Raw genomic sequence first — 22,803 nt, forward strand, 5'->3', positions numbered from 1 at the left:
TTGCACAACATCAAATTGACTAGTGCCAGAACATAGCACAAGGCTGGACCAAAAATCATCTCAAACTGTTTAAAACCAGCCCTTACGGCCTTTTAACACACCATCGGCACAGCGTAAGGTTTCCTGGGTTAATCCCCACAAGCGATAATCGCCGGTGATGGAACCGGTCGGAAAATTATGGGTATAAGCAAAACTTAAATTCCGCTCTGGATCACACCAGGCACCCGAACCATTAAAACCAATATGACCAAAGCCCGAAGATGCCGACTTGCCCAGGCTCAGAATGCGGTGATAGCCCAAACGCCAATGCATCGGCAGCGGCATCACCCGGTCACGGGCGGTATATTGCACCTGACTTAAGGCCTGAAACACCTGTGGTGAAATCAGTCGTTGCCCCTGCCATTGGCCACCCTGCGCTAGCATGGCATAGATTTTGGCCAGACTTTGCGCGGTAAATACCCCGGAGGCTGCCGGCACAATCGCCTGTAAACCGGCATCACTAAAGAATGAAAATTTCTTCATGCCTTTGGGAATCATGGCATCCTGAAAATCTTGCGGATGTTGTCCACTGAAGGCCATCAGCTTTTCTAAAGGCGATGCGGTACGTGCAGGTTTAGCAACAGCCTGTTTTTTGGGAGGCTGGGCATATTGGGCGGGCTGAGATGTGGCAAACGGTCGCGCCACCCGCGCTAATTCCTCTACCGGCACGCCAAAATAAGCTCCGTTTAATTCCAATGGCTCGCTTAAATGACGCTGCATCAATACAGCCAAGCTTTCATTACAGGCTTTTTCCAAGACACCACCGACCTGCCAGCCAAAGGTCAGGGGCTGATAGGCTGCATCACTGTTCGGCAGAAAACGCGGTTTGGCCGCGGCAATGACCTCCAGCATATGCGACCAGTCGGCCATTTCCGAGGCATCGGCAATCAGGTTACGGATATCGTATAAACCACTGCGATGGCACAGCATCTCTCTTAAAGTCAGCTGCTGTTTGCCCTGCGCTGCAAATTCTGGCCAATATTCAGCCACCGGCACATCATAATCCAGCCGCCCCTGACTCACTAGAATATGTGCCAGCGTGGCCAGCACGCCTTTTCCGGTAGAATAGCAGACCGACAGACTATCCGGCTGCCAGGCCTCATTGGCAGATTTTTGACCGGTATAAATATCAACGACTTTATGACCCTGAAAATAAACCACCAGCGCAGCGCCGCCTTGCGTTGAGCGGGCATCCTGAAAACGGCTAAATAGATGGGCCAAATCTTTAAATGGTTCTTCCACTGAACCACGATAATTTTGAATATCTGCACGCAGATAATCTTTTACGCTGTTCATGCATCCTTTCCAGCAATATGGTGAACAATGAAAAAAGCCTAAATCCGGTTTGGACTTAGGCGCTATGACTTAAAGTGGGCGAATGCTACCGCTGACATGCGGCTTCTGATTCTTTTTGCTGCGAATCAGGAAGTCAGTATTTTGTGCCTGCTGCGCCGTCAAGAATTCCACCTGAGATGGCAGATACATTGGCAACTTAAACCAGACATCAACTTCATACGCATCTGGCAACTGGATATTGGCCAGCGCTTTGGCTTTACTCCACATACCATGTGCAATGGCCTGTTTAAAACCAAAGGCTTTGGCGGTTAACGCATGAATATGGATCAGGTTAAAATCTCCCGATGTCAGCGCATAACGACGACCGGTATTTTCCGACACATCCCATTGTCCTGCCGGTACATAATCCGGTACGGCACTTTCTGCTGCTTTGGCCGCGGGCTTGTTGCCACTTTTCTGACGTGACAAATAGGTGGTTAAACCTTCCATCACAACTTCATTACCAACTTTAGCAGTGGTGATAAAATCAAACTGTACGCCTTTGTCATGTGGCTGCAATTCACCAAACTTGCAGGATAAAGTCAGCTGCTCATTCACGCCAACTTTACGGTATTGCTTGAGCTGATTGCGGATATGCACCAGGCCTAAAATCGGAAATGGGAAAGCTTCCGCAGTCATCATGTGCATTTGCAGGCTTTGCGATAACACCGCCAGATAAATGGCCGGAATATAGCCGTTATTTTTAAAACCACAGACTTCGTTATAGGCTTTCAGATGCTTCTGGTCGACCTTGAATGTATCCACCACATATTCAACTTGCGGCAGAACTTTTTCACCCTTCGGCTTTTTAAAAATTAAGCCCTGAATCACTTTTGGATAGGCTAAATACGGCTTGGGAAGTTGACTAAAATGGCGAGTATTCATACTGAACCTTTGGAATATTTATCTTTTAAATCACCCTTTCTTTAATAAGAATTGGGTTTTCTATTTTAATTCCCTCAAATCCCTCCCGACCTCCCTTCAAAAAGGGAGAAGAAGTCCCCCTTTATTAAAGAGGGATTTTAGGGGGGATTCCGAGTGAGGGATATATTAAGCCCCTAACAGACTCTGACCACAAACACGCACCACGTTACCATTTAAACCGGTAGATGCAGTTGAGGCAAAGAAGGCAATGGTTTCTGCGACATCAACCGGTAAACCGCCCTGACTCATCGAGTTCATACGGCGGCCCGCTTCACGAATGGCAAACGGAATGGCCGCAGTCATTTGGGTTTCAATAAAGCCCGGAGCCACAGCGTTAATAGTCACACCATTTTTCAGCACCGGTGCCGTATATTTCACCACTCCAATCACGCCTGCTTTTGATGCTGCATAGTTGGTTTGGCCCAGGTTACCGGCAATCCCTGAAATAGACGATACGCAGATAATACGGCCATTGGCATTCAGACCGTCATTTTCCAGCAGATAGTCATTCACGCGTTCAATAGCAGCCAAGTTAATGTTAATCACCAGATCCCACAGTTCAGGCTTCATATTAGCCAGTGTCTTGTCACGGGTAATACCGGCATTGTGTACGATAATATCCAGACCGCCCTGTGCAGCAGCTGCCGCTTTAATCTGCTCGCCCGCATCAGCGGCGGTAATATCAATCGCCAGGGTTGAGCCACCAATTTCAGAGGCAACACGGTCCAAGTCGGCCTGTTGCTGTGGTACATCCAGACAAATCACATGCGCACCATCACGTGCCAATACATGCGCAATCGCTTCACCAATACCACGGCTGGCACCAGTCACAACCGCGGTTTTACCTGCCAGTGGTTTAGCCCAATCCACATCGACTGTATCTGCTTTAGAAACACGAATCACCTGACCCGATACATAAGCCGAACGCGGTGACAAGGCAAAACGTAAGCTCGATTCCAGGTTCGCTTCAGCGCCGTCATCAACATAAATCAGATTGGCGGCAATGCCTTTTTTAAACTCCTTCCCGACCGATTTAACAAAGCCTTCCAGCGCACGCTGTGCAATTGCATGTTTTACCGTTTTGGCGGTTTCCGGTGTGGTGCCGATCACCACTACACGGCCAGAGGCCTGAATCTGGCGCGCCACCGGATTAAAGAAGTTATAGAGCGCATTTAACTGTTCAGAGTTCTGAATGCCTGAGGCATCAAAGACCACCGCTTTAAATTTAGATTCTTTATCGCCCGCGTTAAAAGCACACAGGTTTAAACCGGCTTGTGCAGCAGCCTGCTGTAATTCTGCATTATTGCCGGCATAGCTGTTGGCATGGATATTGGCCAGGACCTGGGCAATTGCACCTGATAATGTGCTTTCCGGCGCTGCGCCCAGCAATACTGCACCCTTGACCACAGGCGTGGCGCTGTCAAAACGCTCAAGGAAAGTTGGGGATGGCAGGCCTAAATTTTTAATGACAAATTTACCAATTGGAGATTTTGCAAAAGCTTGGTATTGGTCAGTCATGATTATTATCTCTCAGACAAAATGAATTTGTGATTAATCTAAAGTTATCCTTTAGCTTCAATATGATGTCAGATACTTTGTATTTCAATAGATCGATCAGTTTGTTATGAATAATACTTGAGATCATATACAGATGACTTGACCTGAAAGCATTCTGCAATGTCATTGTAGTCAATTCAGGCTATTCTAGATTATGCTAATGTAACCCCTAAGAAGATCATCAACATGCTTGGAAAAGCCTTATGAGCAAAACAACTCAAGAAAATCCGGCGGTCGAAAATTCTGCTACAGAAACTGTGTCAAATACATCAAAAAGTACAACGCGTACAACCAAAAGTTCTGGCACGGCAAATTCGTCAGCAAACCCTGCGGCTAAACCTGCACGCACCCGTGCGGCATCTACCCGTAAAAAAAGTACAACCCCTCCTCCTTCTGAAACTACAACTGAAACATCTGGTCAACAGGATAATACCATGAGCCAAAACACTGTCCGTCGCGTTGCGATTATCGGTGGTAACCGCATTCCATTTGCACGTTCAAATGGCGCTTACTTCACTGCCTCAAACATCGATATGTTCACCGCCGCTTTAAATGGTCTGGTAGAACGTTATCGTTTAGAAGGCCAACGCCTCGGTGAAGTCGTTGCCGGTGCCGTACTCAAACACAGCCGTGATTTTAACATGACTCGTGAGTGTGTACTGAACACTGAATTGGCTCCTGAAACACCTGCTTACGATATTCAGCAAGCGTGTGGAACCGGTTTGCAGGCAGCTTTTTTAGTGGCCAATAAAATTGCTCTGGGCCAAATTGAAGTCGGTATTGCTGGTGGTGTCGATACCACTTCCGATGCCCCGATTGCTTTTGGTGACGGTTTACGTAAAGCCCTGCTGGAGCTGAATATTGCCAAAACCGGTAAAGACCGCTTAAAAGCGCTGACCAAAATCAATATCAAAGACCTGATGGATGCACCGAAAAATGGTGAACCACGTACCGGTCTGTCAATGGGTGACCATCAGGCGATTACTGCGCTGGAATGGGGCATCTCGCGTGAAGCGCAGGATGAACTTGCTGCATCTTCACACCAGAAAATGGCAGCCGCCTATGAAGCAGGTTTCTTTGATGACCTGATCACACCATTCTTAGGTTTAGAGCGTGACAACAACTTGCGCCCGGATTCTTCAGTAGAGAAACTGGCTAAACTGAAACCAGCCTTTGGTAAAGGTGATGCGCGAACCATGACCGCAGGCAACTCAACCCCACTGACCGATGGTGCATCTTGTGTTCTGCTTGCTTCTGAAGAATGGGCCAAAGCCAATGGTCATGACGTACTGGCTTACTTAACCTTCCAGGAAACGGCTGCAGTTGATTTTGTCGAGAAGAAAGAAGGCCTGCTTATGGCGCCAGCCTATGCCGTACCACGGATGCTGGAACGTGCCGGTCTGACTCTACAAGACTTTGACTACTATGAAATTCACGAAGCTTTTGCTTCACAAGTGCTGTCGACCTTAAAAGCCTGGGAAGATCCAAAATTCTGTAAAGATCGCTTAGGTCTAGAAGCACCATTGGGTTCAATTGATCGTAACAAGCTGAACGTAAAAGGTTCTTCTCTGGCTGCTGGTCACCCATTTGCTGCAACCGGCGGACGTATTCTGGCGACTGCTGCCAAACTGCTGAATGAAAAAGGTTCAGGTCGTGTGCTGATTTCAATCTGTGCTGCAGGCGGTCAAGGTGTAACAGCGATTGTCGAGAAGTAATTCTCCTCGCCTTCACTGAAAAAGCCACTGCCTGGTGCAGTGGCTTTTTTTATGGACGTTTTATTACCTTTTTATTGTCTGCTCTTAAATTCATCAGACGTATTTTAAACAGACTCACGATAGGCCGGTGCATAGCCCAAACGTACCTCAATCGCGTCATAACCCCACTGGAAGATAAAGGTATAGACCAAAATACATAAGGTCAGGCTTAAATCCAGCAAAAAAGCCTCGGGCAGACTCATCTGCATGGCATAGGCCACCATTGGAATGGTGGCTAACATTAAGCCACCCTCAAAACCAATGGCATGTAAAATCCGTACTTTCACCGTACGCTGGAGCTGTCTGCGTGCTTCAAATTTTTCAAAAAAATGATTAAACAGCATATTCCACAAGACCGAGGTTACTGCCATGGCCACACCCAGGCTACCGGTCACTTCCAGCGGCATCTTGAAAATCAGGCTTAAAGCTAGGGCAATAATCACCAGTAAAATCAGTTCATAACTCAAGGCATGAATTAATCTTCTTTTCGACAGCAGCATGTTAAACCGTATCCATTTCATCAATTGTCGCCATCTTATTTTTAAATTATCGACAAATCGAGTTAGAATCTTTCAATATTATTGACAGGTTGCTACCCATGAATGTGAACCAGGAACAGCTGATCATCTTTAAAACCGTGATTGAATGCGGTTCTTTTTCCGCAGCGGCGCGGCAACTGGGAAAAGTGCCATCTGCAGTAAGTATGTCAATTGCCAATCTGGAAATTGACCTGAACTTGAATCTATTTCAACGCATCGGGCGTGAACCGGTGCCGACCGCACAGGCATTAACCCTGTATGAAAAGACCGAGCAACTGCTGGTTGAAATGAACCAGTGGAAACAGCATGCCGCAGCGTTAAGTGAAGGGCTGGAATCAGAACTGAATATTGTGGTGGTTTCCGAGCTGATTCATAGCGACTGGACCCAATACATTGCCCTGCTGCAGCTGGAGTTTCCAACGCTACAGATCAATATATTTTCAGCGCCACAGGAAGATGCCATGCACATGCTGGTCGAACAGTCGGCGCAACTGGCAGTAATGTTTGAACGTGAACAACTCGACAGTGGCGAACAGTTTGTAGAACTGAAACGCGAAGCCTTGGTGCCGGTGGCGGTCCGAGATTTTGCCTTGGCTCAACAGGCACCGGTCAGCTTTGAGGCTATTTTGCACAGCCGGCAAATTGTGGTGGCCAGCCGTGACCGTCGTATTCAGCCGGAACTGTTATTTTCCAAACAGTACTGGCGCACTGATAATCATCATACTGCCTGCTCGTTAATTTTACAGGGTCTGGGCTGGGGTGTGTTGCCGCTGCAAATGCTGAATGAAAACCCGAACTTAAAGCAGCAACTACAGGTTTTGGACTTTCTGGATTTCTCGCCCAAGTTTGAATATTTTGTCGATCTGGTCTGGAGCCGTGAAAGCAAACTGGGGCTGGCTGCTCGTTTTTTGATTAATCACTTGCGCAATCAACGAAAAAGCACAAATTAGACACTGATCTGTAACGCTTTTCACTTGGGTTAAATCCAGTTTGTGTTATAAATAATTGCATAAGCAATAACCGAACAACTAGAGAAGCGGATTCAATGACACAGAACGCCTTAAACCAATTAAAACGCTTAACAACTATTGTGGCCGACAGCAGTGACTTAACTGCCATTGAAAAGTTTCGTCCTTTAGATGCAACAACCAACCCGTCTTTAATTACCGCGGCGGCTGAACAGGCCGACAGTAAACCGCTTTTAACCGAAGCCTTTGATCAGGCCAAAGCAGAAGGTTATCAGCAAGACGAACTGATTGAACGCACCATTGATATTTTAACCGTCAAGTTCGGGGTAGAAATTCTTAAACTGATTGATGGCCGTGTATCGACTGAGGTAGATGCCTCGCTGTCTTATGATACAGATGCCACTATTGCCAAAGCCAAAGAACTGCTGGCACTATATAAAGAATATGGTATTGATCAGAAACGTATCCTGATTAAAATTGCTTCAACTTGGGAAGGCATTCAGGCCGCAAAACAGCTGGAAGCAGAAGGCATTCATACCAATTTAACCTTGCTATTCGGTCTGCATCAGGCACATGCCTGTGCAGATGCCAAAGTCACGCTGATTTCCCCTTTTGTCGGGCGTATTCTGGACTGGTACAAAAAAGCCGAAAATGTCATGTACTACCCAATTGAAAAAGATCCGGGTGTGCTGTCCGTGAAAAAGATTTACCAGTTCTACAAACAGCATGCGGTGAAGACTGAAATCATGGGTGCCAGCTTCCGCAGTATTGATCAGGTCTTGGCGCTGGCCGGTTGTGACCTGTTAACCGTTTCACCCAACCTGCTGGCCGAACTGGAACAGGATGAGCGTGAAGTCACAGCACAACTCTCAAGTGACACGATTGAAGCTCAAGGCGAGCTGGAGCCGATCACAAAAGAGAAATTTAAACAGCAGCTGGAACATGACTTAATGGCCTTCCAGTTACTGCAAAGCGGTATTGATGGCTTTATTAAAGCGCGTGAACAGTTAAGCCAGTTATTGCGCCAAGGCTTTGGTATTGATGCTGAAATTAAAGCTTAATTTTTCTGTTTAGCCGCGCCGCTGTGCGCGTATTTCAGGCCGATGTTGCTATATAATGCTGCATCGGCCTTTTTAGTTCTCTGGATTTCCTGTGTTTGGTATCACTGACGTAATGACGTTCATTATTGGAACCATTTTAATTGTGATCCTGCCCGGCCCCAACTCTTTATATGTGATGTCAATTGCCTCACGCTTTGGCATTAAAGCCGGCTATCTGGGCGCTTTAGGCGTTTATACCGGTGACCTGATTTTAATTCTGTGTACCGCCTTTGGCGCAGCCTCCGTGCTACACAGTTTTCCATGGCTATTTATAGCGCTGAAAATGATTGGTGCGCTGTATTTAAGTTATTTGGGCATACGTCTGATGATTGCCGCCTATCGCACCTGGCAGCCCGAGAAAAGCCGCTCGACTCAAACCAAGAATAGCAGCAGTACGCCAGAACAGGTTCATCCTTTTCGCACCGCATTAACCATTAGTATTTTAAATCCGAAAGCGATTCTGTTTTATCTGTCTTTTTTTGTGCAATTTGTTGATCCGGCCTATCCTTATCCGGCGCTGACTTTTACCCTGCTGGCCATTATTCTGCAAATCATCAGCATGAGTTATCTGTCAATTCTGATTATTTCCGGAATGAAACTGGCGACCTATTTCAACCGGAATTACCGCCTTACCGCGACCGGTGTGGCCGCAGTTGGCCTGCTGTTTTGTGGTTTTGGCTTAAAACTGGCCAGCTCGACCCTATAAAAATCAAGCAATTTTTTTAACTTCTGATAAAGATTTGAACTTTTAGATGGCCATTGAAAGGCGTATGATTTATCGGCTTTCTCTCCCATTTTTATTGTGCAACGGATTATGCAAAAGCTTATACATGATTTTTCTATTCCGGCTGTTTTTGCTGGATTTATCACTTTTTTAATTGGTATTAGTGTTTCTGCCGTACTGGTGATTCAGGCGGCGCAAACTTTAGGGGCCACAGCCGAACAGATTACCTCCTGGTTCTGGGCTTTGGGTCTGGGCATTGGCCTGTCGGGCTTGCTGCTCTCGTGGAAATACAAATATCCGGTGTCGACGTCCTGGTCAACCGCCGGACTGGCCCTGATTATTGCCACGGGCAGTGGTTATAGCCTGAATCAGGCTATTGGGGCTTTTCTGGTGTGTGGCGTGCTGACTGCACTGTTGGGTTTTTTCGGGATTTTTGAACGTCTGTTTCGTTATATTCCACAAAGCCTGACCAGTGCCATGCTGGCCGGCGTACTGCTGAAATTCGGTATTGCCTTGTTCGCCAGTATTCAGCATGAATGGGCATTTATTCTGTCTTTACTGGCAGCCTATGTACTGTCAAAACGCTTCTGGCCACGCTATAGCATTGTACTGACCGTAATCGCGGCGATGCTGCTGTGCCCACTGGTACTGGATTTCCATTTTCCTGTGGTGAGCTGGTCATTGGCACAACCAGTGTGGATCAGTCCGGAATTTAGCCTGCCCGCGATTTTGGGTCTGGCTTTACCGTTGCTGGTGATTAATCTGGCCTCTCAATATTTGCCCGGCATCGCCATTATTAAAAGCTACGGCTATCAGCCACATGTTAATCAGTTGCTCGGCTGGACCGGTACCGCGCAGGCCGTGTTATCGCCTTTTGGCTGTTATAGCGTGAATATTGCAGCGATTAGTGCCGCCGTTAGTCTGGATCATCAGGTGCATCCGGACCCATCAAAACGCTATATTGCCGGCATGAGCTGTGGCCTGTTTTATATCCTGATGGGCTTGTTTGCCGCCACCTTAACCAGCCTGCTGATGTCTTTTCCGGCAGTGCTGATTACTGCATTGGCCGGTATCGCCCTGTTTGGCACCATTGGCCATAACGCCTTTATTGCCTTTAAAGAGGTCGATGACCGGGAAGCCGCATTAATGACCTTTTTACTAAGCGCTTCAGGCATCCAGTTCTGGGGCATTGGCTCGGCCTTCTGGGGACTGGTTTGCGGTGTGGTGGTGTTACTGGTGATGAAATTTCCCTGGAAAGCCAAATCCTAAAGACTAACATGATGACCAGCAGATTTTAGGGCGCGGATCTATCTGTCTGATCCGCTTTACTATAATCGGCCAGAAATGACAGGGTCTGCTCAAAAGTCTGCTGGCTTTCGGGCAGATGCATTAAGAACTGATATTCATGAATCAGCCAGCGTTTAGAGTCGGGATAAAATACTGCTTTTACTGGTACCTGCTGCTGCTTTAACACCTCTAACAGCGGTAAAGATTGAGTATCAGTCAGAAAATCCTTATTGCCGCCACTTAAAAATACCGGTGGAAACGCGGGAGTAATATGCTGAATCGGTGAAATCTGCTGCAGAAATTCCGCATCCTGTTTGCGGTCGCCGGTATAGGCCTGCACCATGTTATAAATGCCCCACTCGACAATTTTGATTTCATCCGGCGCGGTTTTAATAAAATACGGTAAATCATAAATCCCGCAGTGCAAAATCACCCCTTTCAGCTGTGTTAAGGCCAGAACCGGCACAAATTCCGAATGCGCGGCAAATTCCGGATTACTCAACAAAGCTGCATAATGGCTGGCCAGATTGGCACCGGCAGAATCTCCAGCCAGAAATAGTTGCTCGGCATCAACACCAAACAGCGCGCCATGTTCCTGAATATAGGCCAGTGCCTGATTAATCTGGTGTAACTGGGTGGGATAAGTCGCCGCTGGCGCCAGTTGATATTGCAGTGAAAACACCGGATAACCGGCATCTGCCAGCCGTTTAAAATAACCGCGCGCATGGGCTTTGGAACCGGAAATCCAGCCACCGCCATGAATCCAGACCACGGCCGGGCGTAATCCGGTATCATCAGGTGTCTGTGCTGGCAAATAGACATCCAGGCTTAAATCCGGATCTTGCTGATACTGGATATTTTCCAGCACCCGCACCTGCTGCGGTGCATCCCAATCCATCAGTTTCTGTTGCAATTGGGTGGTCAGATTAAATGCGCCGGCAATAATACGGCTATTACCGGCTGTGCTTTGGCAGCCACTCAGCACCAGCAGCAAGCTCATGCACAGACTTAACATCAGATACTTCATTTCACCCATCTTCCTGTTTATACAGCTGTTTTATTTTTCTTCACTATAAAGCAGCCGCCGCGCAGATGGAACCCGGTTTTTCACGACAATGCGATCTGACAATGTAGAGTATTCCAGTCAGAATTATTTTTTAAATCAAAGACCTACTTAAGTGGTATTGTGATTGAAAATCTGTATCTTTTTTGCAGGCAGAACACCGGAATAAATTGAATGCCCCCCGGTGATGTGCTATCTATAGAGTATAGCTAAACATTAAGTTCATTATATCAATAAGGAGTTTCTCCATGGCGTATCAGCATATTCTCGTTCCGGTCGATGGTTCTCAAATTTCCTATTCTGCGGTGCAACATGCAGCTGAAATTGCCCGTGCCTTTAACAGTCAGCTGAGTCTGGTGAGTCTGGTGGCGGAAGACCCGTTCACTGATGCCGATTTCTATTATTCCTCTGCCATCATGAAAGAATATTTTGTGCAGGCACACGGTAATGCACAAAAAGCCCTGAAAGAAGGCCAGCAAATTGCCGAAGCTGCAGGCGTTACTGTAAGTACTAAAATTGTGGAAGGTGAAGTATCGGCCAAGCATGTGGTTGAAGCTGCACAAGAAATGGGCGTTGACCTGATTGTGATGGGTTCACACGGTCGTAAAGGCTTCCAGAAATTCCTACTCGGTAGTTTTGCTCAGGATGTACTGCGCAGTTCTGAATTGCCGGTGCTGGTCATTAAGGCCTAATTGCCCTACTACAGCTCAGAATCCTGAATGCTTTTGATGTACTTTCATTCACTGTCAGTTTCAATAAAGCCCGCGATATTCATATGTAAAAATAAGGAAAACTGTCATGATCAGCTATAAACATATTCTTGTTCCAGTGGATGAATCCCCGATTTCTTATGCTGCTGTAGAACAGGCTTTAAGTCTGGCCAAAGATTTAGGCTGCCAGGTCACGGTAATGAGCGTGATTGCGGTTGACCCATTTGTCGGCGTCGATTTCTATAAAGTTGCTCCGGCCATTACCGACTATTTCATGCAGGCCGAAAAAAATGCCAAACTGCGCTTGCAGGAAATTCTTGATTCTTTCCAGCGTGAAGGCGTGCAGGTCGATCAGAAACTGGCGCACGGCGTTTCACCCTCAGATGGCATTATGCAGATTGCCGATGAAGTCGGTGCCGATCTGATTATTATGGGCTCACATGGCCGGACCGGTTTCAAGAAAATGATGCTGGGTAGCGTAGCGCAAAACGTGCTGACCCAATCGCCTATTCCGGTGCTAATTGTAAAAGTCTAAAGTAAATCTAAAGCTGCCATAAAAAAACTCCTCAACGTGAGGAGTTTTTTTTAAATCTGCTGAACAGCGGTCAGGGTTTGGAAATTTCCTGATGCAATGCCTGTAAAAACAGTTCTGCTTCAATTTTATTCGGAAAGATGCGCTGATACAGCCCCTTGTCCTGCATCGAGTGTGGTGTATATTCAATAGACACCATAAAACGCTCTTCATTCAATATTCTGTTCACTCTTAACGCAATAATATGTCGTGAATTCAAGTAAAAACCATCTTCAATTTTAACCAGCATCACTCAACCTCTTGTTCACGCCAGAACCCGGCTTTTTCACCTGAACCTTTCCAGGCTAAAAATAAAAAAGCCCACCACAATGATGAGCTTTTTTATTTAAATTATCTAAACACGTTTCAGCCTTAATTTAGCATACTCCCCGCGAATATGCGGGAAAGTTCACATAAAGTTACAGCTAAATACCGAGAAAATAAAATAAATCTTCATTATTCTATTTTTTCGAGCGAAAGCTGCACCGGTTTAGACATTCAGCATACTGTTTAAAGTTTCAACCACGTTTTTCGATTTCACCAAGGGCTTCAAGGTTTCCAGGGCCACCTGTACCTGACTGCGCTGTGGTTCATCCAGCGTATACCAGCGTGACAGCACCTGCAGCAAACGTGAACCTAAAATCGGGTTCTTTTCATCGAGGTATTTGGCCAGATGGATATAATGCTGCACCCCAAAACTCCAGGTATTTACCGGATTCATATTCAGACCACCACTGACCGAACGAATGCGGTTTGGCGTACCCAGATCATAGTCCGGATGCTGGGTTAAGGTATGAATGGTTTCAGCCGTTGCATTTGGATGGGAGGCCTGTACAGTAAACCACTGGTCTAAAGACAGCGCTTCATCTTTAAAGCGGTCATAGAAATCCTGCAGGCAGGATTCGGCTTGCGGTGCATCATTCCAGACCAGTACACGTAGCGCGCCTAAACGTTCTGACATATTGCCAGTATTCTGATACTGCTGATGCGCCAGATCAAAGGCTTCGGTATCGCCCTGACGTGCCATCAGACTGAGCATAATATTCTTCAGCGCACGCACGCCCATGGCCTGTGAAAACTCTTTTTGCAGGTCCGGGTCCAGACTTAAGTAAGTTTCCTTACAGAAAGCACCCAATTCACGCGCCAGCGTATTTAACAAGGCTTCACGTTTTTCCTGAATGTCCACCGGACTATAGTGCTGATCAATCCGGCTGCCCAAATAACCTTCACTTGGTACATCAAAAATTCGTGAGGCCAGTAACGGGTCCTGATTGACCAGTGCCGGCACCGTGTTTTTCATGGCCTGAAGATAACTTTCTACCGCATGACCATTTAGCAAAATGCGCTCCAGCAAGGTCTGGGTCGCCTGCCACTGGTTAAAGCCGTTGGTTTCATACTGCATCAGGAAGGCCAACTCGGCATCACTGGCATCAAATTCCAGATTTACCGGCGCCGAGAAATTACGTAACAGCGACACCACCGGTTTGGCATTAATGCCGCTAAATTCGATGGTTGCCTCATCCTGATCAAACAGATACACGCCATCTTTTACGCCATTTTCAAACAGGGCCTCAGATTGCAGCGCATATTGCTCGCCGGTTTCAGCATTAAACAGCGCCAAAGCCACCGGAATTGGCACGGCTTTCAGGTCTGGATATTTCGGATGCGCTTTCAGGTTCTGTTTAAAGCTTAAACGATAGGTTTGAGTCGAAGCATCATACTCGCCATGTGCCTGCAGTTTTGGAGTACCCGGCTGGTTATACCAAGTTAAAAATGCCGATAAATCAACGCCTGAACCCGCAGTCAGTGCCGCAACCCAGTCTTCGACCGTCACCGCCTGACCATCATGACGGTGGAAATACTCATCGGTACCCGCGCGGAATTTTTCCTTGCCGAGCAAGGTCGACATCATGCGGTTAATTTCCGCCCCTTTTTCATACACCGTGGCGGTATAAAAGTTATTAATTTCAACAAAATGATCTGGACGTGGCGGATGCGACAATGGGCCAGAATCTTCCGGGAACTGATGCGCTTTTAATACCGCGACATCATCAATCCGTTGTACTGCGGCCGATTGTAAATCTTCTGAAAACGACTGGTCACGGAAAACGGTCAAGCCTTCTTTTAGACACAGCTGGAACCAGTCACGACAGGTAATCCGGTTACCGGTCCAATTATGGAAATATTCGTGTGCGATGACCGACTGAACCCGCATAATTGCCGCATCGGTGGTGTATTCTTCATCGGCCAGCACGCAAGAGGTGTTAAAGATGTTCAGGCCCTTGTTTTCCATCGCGCCCATATTGAACTGGCTAACCGCCACAATCATATAGTTGTCGAGGTCATACGGCAGACCATAATGTTCTTCATCCCAGCGCATGGAATGTTTTAACGCTTCCATGGCGATGTGACATTTAGGAATATCTTTTTCTACCGCATAAATTTCCAGTGCCACATTACGGCCTTCAGAAGTCACATAGCTGTCTTTCAGCACCGCTAAATCGCCGACCACACAGGCAAACAGATAACTTGGCTTTTTGGTCGGGTCCTGCCAGATCGCATAATGACGCTGGGCATCGACCTCGCCTTTTTCAATCAGGTTACCATTGGCCAGCAGCACCGGATATTTTTTATCGGCTTCCACCCGGGTAGTAAATACCGACAGCACATCCGGACGGTCCGGATAGAAGGTAATTTTACGGAAACCTTCCGGCTCATTCTGGGTCACAAACAGATCACCAGCCTGATACAGACCTTCCAGCATGGTGTTGCTTTCCGGATGAATCACCACCTGGGTTTCAATACGTGCACGATCTGGCGCATTCTGAATTACCAGCTGTTCAGCATCAAGCTGATAGTTATTTTCGGTCAGTTGCTGACCGTTCAGATGAATAGATTTCAGCTCCAGGTCACGGCCCAGCAGCACCAGATCACCTTCGGTCTGGCGCTGCATCTCCAAAATAGCATTGACGATGGTGTGGTCTGCATACACCTGAATATCCAGATTAATTGAATCCACCAGAAATGCAGGTTTTTGATAATCTTTTAAATAAATAGTTTGGTCTGCTTCAACCACTGGATTTGCTGCGATATTCATATCATGTCCTAATTGTTTATACGCCGGGGCATTATGCGGATGATGTCTTGATCATACGCCAACTTTTTCAGTCTGTCTGCTGAATGCGCTTCTGTTCTAATATGGGCATCCGGCCACAACTTTTCAATTCATCATTCAACTAAATCTGTTTAAAAATACAGAGATGCTGAATTATGCAGCGAATCCAACAGCTTAATCTGCCCGCTAAAATCTTCTCGCGCTGGTGTTGCGCCATGCTGGTGCTGTTCTGCCCATCTGACCTGAAATTCTGCGCTATTGAGATACAAGTTCCTACATAAAGCTGCCACTTGACTACATTCTGTAATCAAAGACCTGTGATCTGTGCAGCTAAAAATATACTGCGAGATAAAACCGGATAATTTCCCAAGTCTAAACAGAGGCTTATTTAGACTTCGTCAAGATGAATCCGGTGACAATTCGCCAGCATTTGCGAAGGGAGATTTATTCAAATTTAGCTTTTCAATTTCGCTTCTAGAGTCAAACAGTTATCGGCTAAATGACGCTTTCAGTTGGATGGATCGCCATTTCAGCGTAGGTCATTACATTATTTTCAAATCGGCTACATTTTGTGCACGCTTCTTGCTTGTATTTAAAGGCGCCGAGCGCATGATAACAATGATGAAAAAACGAGAAGAGGTGTGAGATGTATTTAAAAGAGCATATCGTCCGTGTAGAAAATATTAAAACCCTGCAAACCCTCGATCAGGCCAACATCGACCATAAAGTGATTGCCCTCTTTATGAGCTGTGAAGGCATTCCCATGCAGACCAATGAAGTTACCTCTATTTTGAATACCTATGATGCCCTGGGCAGCAAGAAAATCCCAAGCAAAAAAGTACAGGCGCTGATTCAGGCCAAGCAACTTGGTGAGGAGGATGATTCGCTACCGTGTCCGGTATAATCTTCTCTCCTCTAACTTCCATTTAAAATACGGCGTCCTGCCGTATTTTTTATGAAAAAGAGCTGTTCAAGTCTGGGCGTTTAAATTCAGCATAGTGTCCAAGTTTTCTGCTTTATGTTTTTTTGAGCAAACCAATGCGGCCCAGCCATGTATAATCCAGACATCCTATTTCTAAAATGATGACTGCACCTGAATATGCTCCAGATTCTGCAAAAACAGTTAGATGAAAGCACCTCGTGTCCGCTGTGCCGCGCTGCCATGTATTGGGTGGAAGCCGAACAGTACGATCAGGAGCTGAGCTATCACGAGTGCAGTTACTGCGAACATAAAGTGTATCCGGGCAATTTGCACAGTTGTCATTGCCCGGCCTGTGAAAAAAAACGCAAACAGCTGATTAAAGAAGCGCTGGTACAGGAAAACCGCAAGCTCAAAAATAAAGGCAAAGATAAAGACATGATTGAGCACAAGCTGAATCAGTTAAGCTTTATCCAGAAACTGTTTTTATTGTCGATGCTGGACGATCAGGTACATGAAAATACCCAGCATGATGAATATATTTACTGGGAGCGAATTAAATTCCAGCCTTTTTCACCCAACTATTTATATCAGAAACAGCTGATCAAACAGCTGCTTGACCAGCAGATTCTGGTGGCCAAGGAATTTGCCGATGAAGCCGGCCAGTATTATGTGAATGTGCGGCTGGATGGTTATTCAGAGCCGAGCCTGTTCAGTATTACCCATCAGCTTCGACAATGGTTTTACCAGAATTTGAGTCAGGGCGTGCCCTTTCACAGTTCAGATGAAGTCAAAGATGCCATCTATGAACTGATGTATGAAAAAGTGGTGCAGTTCATGCAGTTTTATTGCCGCATCTGGCAGGTGCAAATTTCTGGCAATAACAGTTTTAAAAGCCTGTGTTTTCGCCTGCTGGACAGCCTGGCAGCGGGTCAGATTTTTTATCTGGTACAAACCGCGCTGGATTATCTGCATGGCCAGAAATTATTACAGCCGCGCAATGAAAAATTCATTAATACCAATCTGCTGAAAAAAACCGTAGAACAGTACCGTGAACGTGGCCTGCAAGAAAAATGGATGACCACCACGCTGCCACATCCACCACAACTACCGATGAGCAAAATGGTGGAAATTCTATTTTTCCGTTTTCTCAATTATGATGAAATGATCTTTGTACAACCGATCTGGAAAATCTGGGAAAAGATTGAACCGCGCTTAAAATTTTATGCCTTAAAACGCTGTATGCACTGCGGCTCGGATGAACTGGATGTCGATTATGATGCCCAGCATTATGTGTCCTTGTTCTGCCGTCGCTGTAAACAGCAAGACCACTACTTTACCCAATAAAGGGGTAACTGATGAATTATCCAGAACAGCTTTCCACTCTTGACAGCAGCCTGCCCGATGAAACCGCGGCAATGATTGAAAAAATTATTGAAGCCTGGAGCCTGCTCAAAACCCGGCAACCACTGGTGCAATGTATCACCAACAGTGTTGCGACCAATTATACCGCCAATATTCTACTGGCTGCCGGTGCATCACCGGCCATGATTGATAATCCTTTTGAAGCAGAAAGCTTTAGCAGTATTTGCAGCGCCTTAAGTATTAATTTGGGCACACCGACCAGCGAACAGATGCAGGCCATGCAGATTTCGGCAGAAACGGCCCAGCGTCTTGCCAAACCGTGGGTGCTGGACCCGGTCGGTTATGGGCCCGTCTTAAAATGGCGCTCAGATATGGTTGATGCGCTATTGGCCTTTCAACCGAGTGTGATTCGCGGCAATGCGTCGGAAATTGGCGGCTTGGCCGGCGCACAGGTAGAATCCAAAGGTGTTGATTCGACCCTAGACAGCACCGCGGTATATGCACAGGCCAAAAGCTTATTGGCGCATGCCGAATGTATTGCCATTTCCGGTGAATCCGATTTTATTCTGTCCAGACAGCTGGAACAGGTGGTGCAGGTGAATGGTGGCTCGGAATTACAGCCCAAAGTCACCGCAACCGGCTGTGCCCTAGGCGCTTTAATTGCGGCGTATGCCGCGGTCAGTCCGGTGACCATTGCCACCATTGCCGCGCATGTCCATTTTGCCATTGCCGGAAAACTGGCCCACGCGCAAAGTTCACAGGTTGGCAGTTTTAATGTGGCGTTTATAGATGCAATTTTCAGTCTGGATGCGGACACCATCCGTGAACATGCCGATTTAAAATTTCTGGCGCCTTAAGACACCTTCCGGTCCAAAGCAAAGTTGAGTGCCGTTTCGGTCAGGGTTTTACTGTCTAAACGGCAAATACACATCAGGCCGATGCCATCAAAATAGTCCGGTGCGTGTTGCAGAAAAAAATCGCAATGCGGATTGGCATGCACTCTTAACTGTTGCAGCTCCTCTTCACTGCGCAGCGGCACACAGGTCTGATGCACATAAATATCTTCATCACGCTTCTGGATGTCGTGTTGCCGGCTGGCCATCACCTGCAACACGCTTAAATAATCCTCCGGCATCCGGATATCACTGCGTGGATAAAAGCCCCGAACACGTGATACAAAATGTGCATAAAGCTTCGGCTGGTTGATGGTGGCAATAAACCACATGGGCGTTAAAGGATATTTAAAGCGCTGGTTCAGCATGGCTTTGAGCGCACTGTTGATGATTTTATGGTTGTATTGATGGCGATAGCTTTTTAAAAAACTGGCGCGTGAGTTGACCACCAGAATTGGCTGATGTAACAGGGTTAAGGCCAACAGTGGAATAATGGTCTGCCCGACCAGTTTGCCACGATGATAATATTGAATAATAGTGACCGAAATTGCCTGCGGGTCATACAGATATTTCTTTAGCTCCTTTTCACAGGTTAACGTAAACACCTGCTGATCAAACTCGGCAATTTTTTCAAAAAAATAATCTTGTTGTTGTGTGGATAAGGCTTTGAAGTCAAACACCGTCTCAGTGATATCCATAATCCTTCACCCTATGATTGTTTTAATTTTTCAGACTCATTTTAGTGTCACAACCCGGAATCAGTTATCACTATTTTCCGGGATTTGTCTATTTTGTGATAAATCATTGTAATTATAAGAAATAATTCATATTAATCAAAATAATTGTGAGTAAATTTAATCTAATGATTTTACAACGCTTATCTGGGCTTTCTCGCTAAAAAACCTGATAATTCAGCGAATTAATGAGATCTGGTTAACATTTTAATTCGACCAAAGGTTATTTGCCTACCATCTACACACCGGCGAAATAACCGCCGTTATATCACATGAATTTTCAACTAAAAATCAAAATGAATCAAAAAAAAACCAGTGAAAAATCACTGGTTTTTGTGAAACAAAAAATGTGTGAAGAATTAAAACAACTGGAAAGCTTTAGATGCCCAGCCGCGTGCAGCCGATGAACTGACCGCAGGCAAAGGTTGTCCTCCATAAACTACGCTGCCCTGCCGATCCTGATAACTCATCCAGCCAATGGTGTCAGCAAAGCCAACTGGGGCTTGGCTATAGTCACACACGCCTTGCGGGAAAACCCGATGCAATCGCTGGAGCTGTTCATTGCTAAAGCGGACCGTATTGCCATAATCCGACACATTTAAAGGTTTCAGCTGACACTTGTTGGCATAGGTGGTCAGGCTGTCCCCGGCCACCATACGCGGTGTGCCATATACCGGTAATCTGAGCGTGCTGCACAGATTCTCGCGGTTAATGATGCCGGCAGTAATACAGGCATCTTTTACATCTGCCGGTTTGTTTTGGGTCAGTTTGGTGGCAATAGGCAAATCACTTAAGTCTTTTTCGACATTGCTTAACCAGCGGTCCATATCATTAAAGCTGATTTCCAGACATTTGGCATCGGCAATCATGACCAGATCACCGCCATAAATCACATGGTTATTATAATTGCCATGCGCTTTTTCCAGTCGCGCCCGAATGGCAAAGGCACGATAGGAATCATGGAACAACGCCGGGTCCGGACCTCGACAGTCAATAATCACCACTTTATTCAGGTTGTTCCCAACATTAATTAAGCCACTGCGATAGGCATTGTTCAGCGCCGTATAATTGGCTTCTAGACGTTCAGGCACCGCCTGAATATCAATATCCACACCGCCTATTTTTTCGTTTAACTGTACAAACTGTTCTGGGGTGATGATATTTTTCATCAAGCTGTCTAGGCCATATTGTACCCCGACATTATCCATCGGCAGGCCGGCAAAACCGCGACCAATCCGTTTTTCAGTTTCGGTCCACAGCTCCGTTGGACGTGGGGCCAGCAAATTAATTGCAGCATCCTGAATCGAGCAACGAATGCCTTGAGGATTATTGGTGGCATGATATAACTGCGCCGATGAAATTCCCTTGCAGATGGTATTTGGCCGCGCCACATCAAACTGGGCCAGCTCACTGACATAGCCATTAATTTCAGAAATATGTCCCTGAACATGCGCAATCTGATGCGGCAAGAAGCTTAAACGGCCTTCTGGAGTCTGGAAATAATTAATCATCAGGTGATAATCGGCGAACTGTGAAGCGGTACTCCAGGCATCAGGGAATGAGCAAGTGGGTAAAATCCCCTGATAAATTCCCGGATAGGCATTGGCCACCCATTGTGCTGCCAGCGCACCACCTGAACAGCCCTGCCCGATGGTATAGCGCAAGGTGCCATACTGCTCAATAAAACGCTCTTTGGCCATAATCAGCGATTCTGCCTGAATCGCCAGATTACAGTTATGACCGCTATGAGACAGTGCAGTCGACATCACCCCAAAGCCGCGGCCTAAAGCCAAAATGGTGACATCAGGCAAAATGGAACTTGAAGTGGCAATGACCGTTGGCGCAGAGGCAGACTGGTAATCATTACCACAGCTTTGGCCATGCGTGACCACCAGTTTATGGTTAAATTGCGCTTGTGGCTTTAAGGCGGTCCACGGCTGGTTCGGATCATACAACACCGCAAAACGGTATTCATCGCGGTTCTGATAGCCCACTTCCTCACGCACAATAAATGGCACCGTTAGTCCTTCATCGGTAGTGGTGGTGGCAATATTCTGACTGGCCGGCGGTTGTGCCGGGTCATAACTTTTAATGAGTCCCAAACGATCTTTATAGTAATAGTTATATTGCACAGCCTTTTGACAGAACTGATCGGTCGACGCATTAGTACAGGTCCAGGGCTTTAACTGCGGGCCAGATAGTAATGGTCCACTCGAAGGATGATTGATCAGGCTTAAATGCTGATAATAACGCCCTGCTTCAACCTTGAGTTGATTATCGCCCAGTTTAAGTCCTTCAACTAAGGCTTGGCGCTGCTCATTGGCAAATGCATCACTAATATTTTGTCCATTCAGGGACACTTTCAACGCCGTAGTTTGAATATCATCGGGCAGATCCAGTTTCAGCAATACATCCGAGTCTGTAATTAAATCTGGCCGGGTGGATAACACCTCCACCATTTCCCGTTCTACTTTTGAAGATGTTCCTGAACCGGAAGAATCTCCACCTCCGCCACCACAGCCATACAATATGACACTACACACCGCAATATTGAGGCTATTGAATACCAGTTTTCCTTTCATACGCTCATCCATAAATTATTATTTTTCTGAAGTTTTTATATGTATAACTTCATTCATGAGCATAAAGATAATTTGACAACAACTATTGTCATTATTGTTATTTATTGTTTTATGGGCTGTTTTAAAAAATCACCAAAATCAGGGATAAAAACCAAATTCTGCTTCTGAATATCTGATTTAATTTCAAGCTATTTTGCATGACTAAAAAGATGAATAGTTATATAACTTTTACTTTAATTAACTTGGTAAATGATTAAATTCTTTTATTCCCGTGTAATATTTTCCGTCTTATTGGAAAATTTTTGTAACCATTTAACGATGAAATGAGAAATTCAAAACATCCAAGTTCCAGATAAAAAATGCTTATTTTTGAGCAATAAAACTTTCTCCCCCCACTTTTAACTGTGATCTTCTCCTTATGATCAGAAGATCAGAAAAAACTTTCGTAGGTTGAATTGAAAGAGTGTGCTTTAATACGCTGAGTATGAGATGAGCCTGGTAATCCCCCCTAAAAATAAAAGGATCTAAAAGTAGAATTTTCTCTTAAGATACGAGCAGGAGATTCTGCATGAAAACATCTAAATTTACTGACAGCCAGATCATGTCCATTTTAAAACAGGCGGA

Annotated in this window: 19 protein-coding genes; 10 read left to right on the forward strand and 9 right to left on the reverse strand. The window is 46.0% G+C overall.

Annotation, left to right across the window (positions count from 1 at the left end; genetic code table 11):
* Positions 1 to 69: 69 nt before the first annotated feature.
* The 3 genes from FTT63_RS10055 to FTT63_RS10065 all read right to left on the reverse strand — a co-directional run bounded on the left by FTT63_RS10055 (position 70) and on the right by FTT63_RS10065 (position 3,816).
* On the reverse strand, positions 70 to 1,335 hold the full coding sequence (locus FTT63_RS10055; protein ID WP_180192227.1) for a serine hydrolase: 1,266 nt from the start codon (positions 1,333 to 1,335) through the stop codon (positions 70 to 72).
* Positions 1,336 to 1,404: 69 nt separating this feature from the next.
* Positions 1,405 to 2,259 carry a MaoC/PaaZ C-terminal domain-containing protein gene (locus FTT63_RS10060; protein WP_180192228.1) on the reverse strand — a complete coding sequence of 285 codons (855 nt, stop codon included), beginning with the start codon at positions 2,257 to 2,259 and terminating at the stop codon, positions 1,405 to 1,407.
* 165 nt (positions 2,260 to 2,424) lie between these two features.
* The gene (locus FTT63_RS10065; RefSeq protein WP_016659064.1) at positions 2,425 to 3,816 is read right to left on the reverse strand and encodes a 3-oxoacyl-ACP reductase; all 1,392 of its coding nucleotides are present in this window, start codon (positions 3,814 to 3,816) and stop codon (positions 2,425 to 2,427) included.
* Between the two features lie 242 nt (positions 3,817 to 4,058).
* Between FTT63_RS10065 and FTT63_RS10070 the strand changes: the two genes are divergently transcribed.
* A complete protein-coding gene (locus tag FTT63_RS10070; protein ID WP_045795462.1) occupies positions 4,059 to 5,570 on the forward strand; it encodes an acetyl-CoA C-acetyltransferase in 1,512 nt (503 codons plus the stop codon).
* Positions 5,571 to 5,674: 104 nt separating this feature from the next.
* On the opposite strand, the gene aceI is transcribed toward FTT63_RS10070, so the two are convergent.
* Positions 5,675 to 6,109 carry a chlorhexidine efflux PACE transporter AceI gene (gene aceI / locus FTT63_RS10075; RefSeq protein WP_005178621.1) on the reverse strand — a complete coding sequence of 145 codons (435 nt, stop codon included), beginning with the start codon at positions 6,107 to 6,109 and terminating at the stop codon, positions 5,675 to 5,677.
* A 98-nt stretch (positions 6,110 to 6,207) separates the two neighbouring features.
* Here aceI and FTT63_RS10080 point away from each other — a divergent pair, with 98 nt between their 5' ends.
* From FTT63_RS10080 to FTT63_RS10095, 4 genes are all read left to right on the forward strand, one after another.
* Positions 6,208 to 7,098 carry a LysR family transcriptional regulator gene (locus FTT63_RS10080; protein WP_075166851.1) on the forward strand — a complete coding sequence of 297 codons (891 nt, stop codon included), beginning with the start codon at positions 6,208 to 6,210 and terminating at the stop codon, positions 7,096 to 7,098.
* Between the two features lie 95 nt (positions 7,099 to 7,193).
* Positions 7,194 to 8,177: a transaldolase gene (gene tal, locus FTT63_RS10085; RefSeq protein ID WP_180192229.1), complete on the forward strand. Its 984-nt coding sequence runs from the start codon at positions 7,194 to 7,196 to the stop codon at positions 8,175 to 8,177.
* Positions 8,178 to 8,268: 91 nt separating this feature from the next.
* Positions 8,269 to 8,922: a leucine efflux protein LeuE gene (gene leuE, locus FTT63_RS10090; RefSeq protein ID WP_168370567.1), complete on the forward strand. Its 654-nt coding sequence runs from the start codon at positions 8,269 to 8,271 to the stop codon at positions 8,920 to 8,922.
* Positions 8,923 to 9,030: 108 nt separating this feature from the next.
* The gene (locus FTT63_RS10095; RefSeq protein ID WP_168370568.1) at positions 9,031 to 10,209 is read left to right on the forward strand and encodes a benzoate/H(+) symporter BenE family transporter; all 1,179 of its coding nucleotides are present in this window, start codon (positions 9,031 to 9,033) and stop codon (positions 10,207 to 10,209) included.
* Positions 10,210 to 10,234: 25 nt separating this feature from the next.
* Here the strand turns inward: FTT63_RS10095 and FTT63_RS10100 are convergent, their stop codons facing one another.
* Positions 10,235 to 11,254: an alpha/beta hydrolase gene (locus FTT63_RS10100; protein WP_180192230.1), complete on the reverse strand. Its 1,020-nt coding sequence runs from the start codon at positions 11,252 to 11,254 to the stop codon at positions 10,235 to 10,237.
* Positions 11,255 to 11,538: 284 nt separating this feature from the next.
* On the opposite strand from FTT63_RS10100, the gene FTT63_RS10105 reads away from it, so the two are divergent.
* The gene (locus FTT63_RS10105; protein WP_005178628.1) at positions 11,539 to 11,982 is read left to right on the forward strand and encodes a universal stress protein; all 444 of its coding nucleotides are present in this window, start codon (positions 11,539 to 11,541) and stop codon (positions 11,980 to 11,982) included.
* A gap of 109 nt (positions 11,983 to 12,091) precedes the next feature.
* Positions 12,092 to 12,535: a universal stress protein gene (locus tag FTT63_RS10110; protein WP_180192233.1), complete on the forward strand. Its 444-nt coding sequence runs from the start codon at positions 12,092 to 12,094 to the stop codon at positions 12,533 to 12,535.
* 70 nt (positions 12,536 to 12,605) lie between these two features.
* Here the strand turns inward: FTT63_RS10110 and FTT63_RS10115 are convergent, their stop codons facing one another.
* Complete coding sequence (locus FTT63_RS10115; RefSeq protein WP_005178631.1) at positions 12,606 to 12,821, reverse strand: hypothetical protein; 216 nt, start codon at positions 12,819 to 12,821, stop codon at positions 12,606 to 12,608.
* Between the two features lie 240 nt (positions 12,822 to 13,061).
* Entirely contained in the window at positions 13,062 to 15,668 is a 2,607-nt protein-coding gene (pepN, locus tag FTT63_RS10120) for an aminopeptidase N (protein WP_180192231.1), read from the reverse strand.
* A gap of 664 nt (positions 15,669 to 16,332) precedes the next feature.
* Between pepN and FTT63_RS10125 the strand changes: the two genes are divergently transcribed.
* The 3 genes from FTT63_RS10125 (at position 16,333) to thiM (ending at position 18,827) form a co-directional block, all read left to right on the forward strand.
* Positions 16,333 to 16,590 carry a hypothetical protein gene (locus FTT63_RS10125; protein ID WP_005178638.1) on the forward strand — a complete coding sequence of 86 codons (258 nt, stop codon included), beginning with the start codon at positions 16,333 to 16,335 and terminating at the stop codon, positions 16,588 to 16,590.
* A gap of 195 nt (positions 16,591 to 16,785) precedes the next feature.
* Positions 16,786 to 17,952 carry a hypothetical protein gene (locus tag FTT63_RS10130; protein WP_005178640.1) on the forward strand — a complete coding sequence of 389 codons (1,167 nt, stop codon included), beginning with the start codon at positions 16,786 to 16,788 and terminating at the stop codon, positions 17,950 to 17,952.
* Positions 17,953 to 17,963: 11 nt separating this feature from the next.
* The gene (gene thiM, locus FTT63_RS10135) at positions 17,964 to 18,827 is read left to right on the forward strand and encodes a hydroxyethylthiazole kinase (RefSeq protein WP_016659073.1); all 864 of its coding nucleotides are present in this window, start codon (positions 17,964 to 17,966) and stop codon (positions 18,825 to 18,827) included.
* Here the strand turns inward: thiM and FTT63_RS10140 are convergent.
* Positions 18,824 to 19,561 carry a hypothetical protein gene (locus FTT63_RS10140; protein ID WP_168397875.1) on the reverse strand — a complete coding sequence of 246 codons (738 nt, stop codon included), beginning with the start codon at positions 19,559 to 19,561 and terminating at the stop codon, positions 18,824 to 18,826. The two genes, thiM and FTT63_RS10140, sit on opposite strands and share 4 nt — an antisense overlap.
* 395 nt (positions 19,562 to 19,956) lie before the next feature.
* The gene (locus FTT63_RS10145; RefSeq protein WP_180192232.1) at positions 19,957 to 22,179 is read right to left on the reverse strand and encodes a DUF6351 family protein; all 2,223 of its coding nucleotides are present in this window, start codon (positions 22,177 to 22,179) and stop codon (positions 19,957 to 19,959) included.
* Positions 22,180 to 22,803: the final 624 nt, after the last annotated feature.

This window comes from Acinetobacter sp. C15 (assembly GCF_013420645.1).
Lineage (GTDB): Bacteria > Pseudomonadota > Gammaproteobacteria > Pseudomonadales > Moraxellaceae > Acinetobacter > Acinetobacter indicus.

Bases quoted from the DNA above. Each gene is read 5' to 3' on its own strand.
- FTT63_RS10055 (WP_180192227.1), bottom strand. From the start codon at position 1,335: ATGAACAGCGTAAAAGATTATCTGCGTGCAGATATTCAAAATTATCGT.
- FTT63_RS10060 (WP_180192228.1), bottom strand. From the start codon at position 2,259: ATGAATACTCGCCATTTTAGTCAACTTCCCAAGCCGTATTTAGCCTAT.
- FTT63_RS10065 (WP_016659064.1), bottom strand. From the start codon at position 3,816: ATGACTGACCAATACCAAGCTTTTGCAAAATCTCCAATTGGTAAATTT.
- FTT63_RS10070 (WP_045795462.1), top strand. From the start codon at position 4,059: ATGAGCAAAACAACTCAAGAAAATCCGGCGGTCGAAAATTCTGCTACA.
- aceI (WP_005178621.1), bottom strand. From the start codon at position 6,109: ATGCTGCTGTCGAAAAGAAGATTAATTCATGCCTTGAGTTATGAACTG.
- FTT63_RS10080 (WP_075166851.1), top strand. From the start codon at position 6,208: ATGAATGTGAACCAGGAACAGCTGATCATCTTTAAAACCGTGATTGAA.
- tal (WP_180192229.1), top strand. From the start codon at position 7,194: ATGACACAGAACGCCTTAAACCAATTAAAACGCTTAACAACTATTGTG.
- FTT63_RS10095 (WP_168370568.1), top strand. From the start codon at position 9,031: ATGCAAAAGCTTATACATGATTTTTCTATTCCGGCTGTTTTTGCTGGA.
- FTT63_RS10100 (WP_180192230.1), bottom strand. From the start codon at position 11,254: ATGAAGTATCTGATGTTAAGTCTGTGCATGAGCTTGCTGCTGGTGCTG.
- FTT63_RS10105 (WP_005178628.1), top strand. From the start codon at position 11,539: ATGGCGTATCAGCATATTCTCGTTCCGGTCGATGGTTCTCAAATTTCC.
- FTT63_RS10115 (WP_005178631.1), bottom strand. From the start codon at position 12,821: ATGCTGGTTAAAATTGAAGATGGTTTTTACTTGAATTCACGACATATT.
- pepN (WP_180192231.1), bottom strand. From the start codon at position 15,668: ATGAATATCGCAGCAAATCCAGTGGTTGAAGCAGACCAAACTATTTAT.
- FTT63_RS10125 (WP_005178638.1), top strand. From the start codon at position 16,333: ATGTATTTAAAAGAGCATATCGTCCGTGTAGAAAATATTAAAACCCTG.
- FTT63_RS10130 (WP_005178640.1), top strand. From the start codon at position 16,786: ATGCTCCAGATTCTGCAAAAACAGTTAGATGAAAGCACCTCGTGTCCG.
- thiM (WP_016659073.1), top strand. From the start codon at position 17,964: ATGAATTATCCAGAACAGCTTTCCACTCTTGACAGCAGCCTGCCCGAT.
- FTT63_RS10140 (WP_168397875.1), bottom strand. From the start codon at position 19,561: ATGGATATCACTGAGACGGTGTTTGACTTCAAAGCCTTATCCACACAA.
- FTT63_RS10145 (WP_180192232.1), bottom strand. From the start codon at position 22,179: ATGAAAGGAAAACTGGTATTCAATAGCCTCAATATTGCGGTGTGTAGT.